Source organism: Vibrio sp. M260112 (assembly GCF_036533775.1).
Taxonomy (GTDB): Bacteria; Pseudomonadota; Gammaproteobacteria; order Enterobacterales; family Vibrionaceae; genus Vibrio.
This window is the reverse complement of record NZ_JATABH010000153.1, coordinates 1-1,152: the sequence shown is the minus strand read 5'-3', so window position 1 is coordinate 1,152 and position 1,152 is coordinate 1. Positions and strand designations below refer to the sequence as shown.

Below are 1,152 nucleotides of genomic sequence, written 5' to 3'. Positions count from 1 at the left end.
CAGGGCGACCGCATGAGTGTTTAATTTTTACCCACCGCGTTTAGGCCTTCACTCAAGACCGCCTCTAGCATCGCTGTGTTCATCATACAACGCTTCTGTTTTCCAACGATACTGAGTTTAGTCGGCTCTGTGCGCAACATATTCAACCCTATATGGCGAAGGCAAGCTAGGTTTTCGGCTCCGTGGTCTTTATAGATTTGGCAGGCATCCTCAGCCATCGTCACATCTAAGACCCAGTGCATTGACTCGATACCCCAGTGCTCCCTTACTGCGCTTGCCGCTTGCTCCGCACTCAATTGCTTTGAGCTGATGTAGTATCGATACTCTAGCTCTGCTACTTTGCCTTTATGGTAACGGAAGTTTTCCACCATAATGACCGATTTTAATCCTTTCCAACGAGAGAAGTTACCTTCGAGCGTTTCACTGCTTAACACATAGCTTTGACGGACTTCAATACGGCCGTGACCCTGCTCGATTTTGATATTTTTGGGCTTTGATGCTCGTTGTTTTGCAAAAGCCTGCTCTATTGCTTTGCGTAACTTTCCTTGATTATTTTTAACCGCAAGTAAGTAGTTAGCATCTTGTTCGATGATAGTTTTGGCTATTTCCGTTTGGCATGCCATCGCATCAATTGTGACTAGAGCGCCTTTGATATCAAGAAGTTTGATGAGCTCAGGTATTGCTGTGATCTCGTTGCTCTTTTCTTCTGTTTTGAGCTGTCCAAGTACGAGCTTATTGAACGAAGCGTAGGCGCTAATCATATGGATAGTACTAGCTCGGTCATCTCGGTTGTAGGAGCCCCGAAGTGTTTTACCATCAATCGCAACGACTTGCCCCTCAGTAAGGGAATGTACTGCTGACATCCAGTTTATAAAGCAAGTATGAAAGGGCTCTGGTTCTATCTTAGAGATAATGCGAGCAATCGTATCATCGGCAGGAATATCATTAACAAACATACCATTACGTTTAAACCACTCATGATGACCAAGGATGTACTCACGAATATCAAACCAACCTTTGGCACCAGCAATAACAGCGCACAATGAGCCGAACAGAACCTCAAACAAGCAATACGTAACCTTTGCTGACTGGCGCTTATCTGCGACTAAATGGAAGTGCTCTTTAAACTCATCGATATGCATTGTGGGTAGG

At 44.8% G+C, this 1,152-nt stretch carries 1 protein-coding gene; it reads right to left on the bottom strand.

Going from position 1 to position 1,152, the window contains the following annotated elements; translation table 11 throughout:
- Positions 1–20 precede the first annotated feature (20 nt).
- Positions 21–1,142 (bottom strand): ISAs1 family transposase, encoded by a 1,122-nt coding sequence (locus QTN95_RS20750; RefSeq protein WP_331418865.1) that lies wholly within the window; start codon positions 1,140–1,142, stop codon positions 21–23.
- Between the last annotated feature and the right edge of the window lie 10 nt (positions 1,143–1,152).

Coding starts and splice junctions, on each gene's coding strand:
- QTN95_RS20750 (WP_331418865.1), bottom strand. CDS start 1,142: ATGCATATCGATGAGTTTAAAGAGCACTTCCATTTAGTCGCAGATAAG.